This window comes from Methylobacterium sp. CCH5-D2 (genome assembly GCF_001556475.1).
GTDB classification, from domain to species: domain Bacteria; phylum Pseudomonadota; class Alphaproteobacteria; order Rhizobiales; family Beijerinckiaceae; genus Methylobacterium; species Methylobacterium hispanicum.
In genome coordinates this window covers 1-4,164 of sequence record NZ_LSIX01000783.1, presented here as the reverse complement: position 1 = coordinate 4,164, position 4,164 = coordinate 1, and the positions used below count along the sequence as shown (strand labels likewise).

The following is a 4,164-nucleotide window of genomic DNA, read 5'->3' as shown; positions in this document are numbered from 1 at the left end:
CTCCAGGGCGAGCGGCAGCAGGATGCCGGCGGCGGTCAGCGCGAGGCTCGCGGTGCCGACGTCCAGCGGCACCCCGTAGCGCACCATCCCCGCGCGCAGGAGCGCGACCGGCGCGAAGGCCGCGAGATAGATCACGATGGAGCGGTAGCCCGCATAGGCGAGCGCCGGCCCGGCGGCGCTCCGTTCCAGCAGCGTCGCGAGCGCCGTCACGCCGAACACACCGAGGACGCCGAGCGGCAGCGCGACGAGCGGGGCCTCGCCGACCGTGGCGCATCCGAGGGCCGGGACCACGCGGAAGATCAGGACCCCGTTGACGACGAGCCAGCCCGCCGTCGCCGCGGCGGCGAGAGCCGGGCGGGCGCGCATCCGTTCCCCGAAGGCGAGGATCTGCGGGGCGAGCCGGTAGCCGGCGTAGAAGTACGCGTAGGTGTCGCAGGCGACGTCGAGGAGGTGCCAGCCGCTCCTGATGTCGCTCCCGGCGAGCCCGAGGGCGACGCCCAGCACCACCGGGGTGGCCACGCGCGCGGCGAGCCGCGTCACCAGCGCGAACAGGGCGAGGGCGTAGAGGAACCACAGGGTCGAGAAGGGCTCGACATAGGACCACGCGAAGTGGTTCAGGCTGCCCGCGAGCGTGCCGCCGCCGAGCTGCGGGAAGCGGATCGCCTCCTGGATCAGCAGCCAGAGCGTGTAGAAGTAGAGGTAGTGGAACACCCTCCGCTCGAGGAAGGGGCCCCAGCCCGCGGCGAGGGCGCGCCCGAGGAACAGGCCCGAGAGCGCGAAGAAGGTCGGCATCCGGAAGGGCTGCGCGAAGTCGGCGATCGCGTGGGCGTAGCCCTGCTCGCCGAGTGCGCCCTCCAGGCCGAAGGTGGCGTGCATCAGCACCACGAGGCCGATGCACAGGCCCTTGGCGATCTCCACCCAGGCGAGCGGTGTGCGCTCCGGCACGGCCTGACCTGCGGCGGATTGTGAGACTACGCGCATCGGACGCCCTGGCCGGCGGGGACAAGCAGCCCTCCGGCCCGCCATTCCCGTCCGGGGGCGGTGAAGAATCCGGAAAAGGCGCGCTCCGACGCGAGGTTAGCCTTAACGGCGCGATACCCGCCGGCCGGGCCGCCCGCGCGCCGCGCCGGGATCCTGAACGGCACGCGCAGGTCTGCCCTTTCGTTGACGCCCCCGGCCCCGCATACTACCTCCGGCGGTCACACGAACGTGCCGCGCGCCCTGCACGTGCTCTTCCCAGGGGCGCGCCCGCCAGACGAACGGTCATGGACAACGCCCCCGACACCGCCCTGAGGCCGGCTCCCGCAGCGGAACCCGGCCGCGGGATGCGCCCGAGCCCGGAGCGCAGCCAGGCCCTGGAGCCGCAGAGCCCGGTCGCCCATTTCGGGCCCGACCGGCCGCTCGCGATGGATGCCGGGGTGAACCTGAGCCCGTTCCAGATCGCCTACCAGACCGCCGGCACGCTCAACGCCGACCGCTCCAACGCGGTGCTGATCTGCCACGCGCTCACCGGCGACCAGCACTTCGCCCACCGCCATCCGGTCACCGCCAAGCCCGGCTGGTGGGAGACGCTGGTGGGACCCGGCAAGCCCGTCGACACCGACCGCTACTTCGTGGTCTGCTCGAACGTGATCGGCTCCTGCATGGGCTCGACCGGCCCGGCCTCGCTCGACCCGGCGACGGGCCGGCCCTACGGCCCGGACTTCCCCCTCGTCACCATCCGCGACATGGTCCGGGCCCAGGCGATGCTCGTCGAGCATCTCGGCATCCGCGACCTGTTCCTCTGCATCGGCGGCTCGATGGGCGGGATGCAGGTGCTGCAATGGGCGGCGCTCTACCCCGAGCGCGTCTTCGCCGCGATGCCGATCGCCACGGGGCCGCGCCACTCGGCCCAGAACATCGCCTTCCACGAGGTCGGCCGGCAGGCGATCATGGCCGACCCGGCCTGGGCGGACGGGCGCTACCTCGAGGCGGGCAAGCGGCCGACCAAGGGGCTCGGCGTCGCCCGGATGGGCGCGCACATCACCTACCTGTCGGAGGCAGCGCTCCACCGCAAGTTCGGGCGCCGCTTCCAGGCCGGCAGCGCGCCGACCTTCTCGTTCAGCGCCGACTTCCAGGTGGAGAGCTACCTGCGCCACCAGGGCGTCAGCTTCGTCGAGCGGTTCGACGCCAACGCCTACCTCTATCTGACCCGGGCGATGGACTATTTCGACCTCGCCGAGGATCATGGCGGCGTGCTCGCCAACGCCTTCCGGGGCACCAGGACGCGGTTCTGCGTGATGTCCTTCACCTCCGACTGGCTGTTCCCGACGCGGGAATCCCGCGCCATCGTGCACGCTCTCAACGCGGCCTCCGCGCCCGTCGCCTTCGTGGAGGTCGAGAGCGACAAGGGCCACGACGCCTTCCTGCTCGACGAGCCGGCGATGTACTCCGCCGCCAAGGGCTTCATCGACGCCGCCGCCCGGGCGCGCGGGCTATGAGCGCGCGGACCGTGAGCGGGCGGGCGGCGGCCGACGCACCCTGGGACGCGACCGAGGCCCTGCCGCGCGAGGGCGGCGAGGGGGACGCGCGCGTCGACCACCTCGTCGTGCTGGGCTTCGTGCCCCCCGGCGCACGGGTGCTCGACATCGGCTGCGGCGACGGCACCCTGCTGGCGCTGCTGCGCGACCGGCGCGGCGTGGACGGGCGCGGGATCGAGCTGTCGCGGGCGGGCGTGAACGCCTGCCTGGCGCGCGGCCTCTCGGTGATCCAGGGCGATGCCGACACGGATCTGGCCGCCTACCCCGACGACGCCTTCGACGTGGTGGTCCTGTCCCAGACCATCCAGGCGACCCGCAACCCCCGGATCGTGCTGGAGCACCTGCTGCGCATCGGCCGGCAGGTGATCATCTCCTTCCCGAATTTCGGGCACTGGCGGGTGCGGGCCGAACTCGCCTTCCGCGGGCGGATGCCGGTGACCGAGATCCTGCCGGAGGCGTGGTACGAGACGCCCAACATCCACCACTGCACCATCCGCGACTTCGTCGGCCTGTGCCGGACCGTCGGCGCCAAGATCGAGACCGCCGCGGCGCTGGACGCGCGCGGGCGTCCGATGCGCTTCGCGATGCCCTGGTGGTTCTGGAACCTGATCGGCGCGCAGGGTGTGTTCCTGCTGCGGCGGGACGGCGCGGCCGGGGGCCGGTAGCGGCGTCCTGTGGACCGCTCCGGGTGCGCGGGGCATGAACCGAGCCGTCCTTCCTCCCCCCTCTGAGGGCGGAGGGAGGGCGCGTCAATGCCCGTCGAGGAACTCCAGCACCCGGGCGTTGAAGCGGTCGGTGGCCTCCATGTGGACGAGGTGGCCGACGCCGTCGAACACCTCCGCTTGGCCCTTCGGCATCCGGGCGGCGAGCGCTTGCGCGTTCTCGACGTTGTGCCCCATCTGCGCGGCGAGATCCGGCGGGGCGTAGGGCTTGCCGGGGGCGTTGCGGTCGTTGCCGCCCATCAGGAACAGGGTCGGCGCCTGCACCAGCGGGATCTCGTGCACCACCGGCTGGCCCCAGATCGCCTGGTAGGAGTTCACGAAGGACCGGAGCCAACGCGGGTACTCGCCCGAGCCCTTCACCCGCTCGCGGATCTCCACGAAGGGCTCGATCGTCGATTCCGGCAGGGAAAGGGCGTAGCTCGTCATCAGCTGCTTCCGGTAGGCCGCGGCGGTGAGATCGCCCTCGCGCTTCAGCAGCACGTCGTCCGCGACCGGCGGCACGCTGAAGCGGTAATCCTCCAGCCCGATCGGCGCCTCCAGGACGAGGCTGTTAACCCGCTCCGGCGCGTTGCGGGCAAGCCGCACGGCGAGCATGCCCCCCATCGAGTGGGCCACCACGTCCACCCGGCGCAGACCCAGGGCGTCGAGGAGCGCGGCGGTGTCGGCGGCCATGCGGTCGAAGGTGAAGGGCCCGACGGGCTTGGCCGACTTGCCGAAGCCGAGTTGGTCGGGCGCCACCACCCGGTAGCCCGCGCCCGCGAGCGCGGCGATCACCGGCGCCCAGTAGCTCGACGGGAAGTTGCGCCCGTGGAGCAGCAGCACCGTGCGGCCATTCGGCGTGCCCAGCGGGGCCACGTCCATGTAGGCGAGGCGCTGGGCCTCGCCGTCGCGGCTCAGCGGCAGGTAGGCGACCGGGTACGGGT

General features: G+C 72.5%; 4 protein-coding genes. 2 read left to right on the top strand and 2 right to left on the bottom strand.

What is annotated here, in order from left to right:
• Positions 1 to 981, bottom strand: a 981-nt coding sequence (locus AX737_RS20820) for an acyltransferase family protein (RefSeq protein WP_197430659.1), incomplete at its 3' end; no start/stop codon positions are given.
• 284 nt (positions 982 to 1,265) lie between these two features.
• Between AX737_RS20820 and AX737_RS20815 the strand changes: the two genes are divergently transcribed.
• On the top strand, positions 1,266 to 2,480 hold the full coding sequence (locus tag AX737_RS20815) for a homoserine O-acetyltransferase (protein ID WP_066924563.1): 1,215 nt from the start codon (positions 1,266 to 1,268) through the stop codon (positions 2,478 to 2,480).
• Positions 2,477 to 3,184 carry a methionine biosynthesis protein MetW gene (gene metW / locus AX737_RS20810; RefSeq protein ID WP_066924561.1) on the top strand — a complete coding sequence of 236 codons (708 nt, stop codon included), beginning with the start codon at positions 2,477 to 2,479 and terminating at the stop codon, positions 3,182 to 3,184. Before AX737_RS20815 ends, metW begins: the two co-directional genes overlap by 4 nt.
• 84 nt (positions 3,185 to 3,268) lie before the next feature.
• Here the strand turns inward: metW and AX737_RS20805 are convergent.
• The coding region (locus AX737_RS20805) for an alpha/beta hydrolase (protein WP_066924559.1) at positions 3,269 to 4,164 on the bottom strand (896 nt) is incomplete at its 5' end.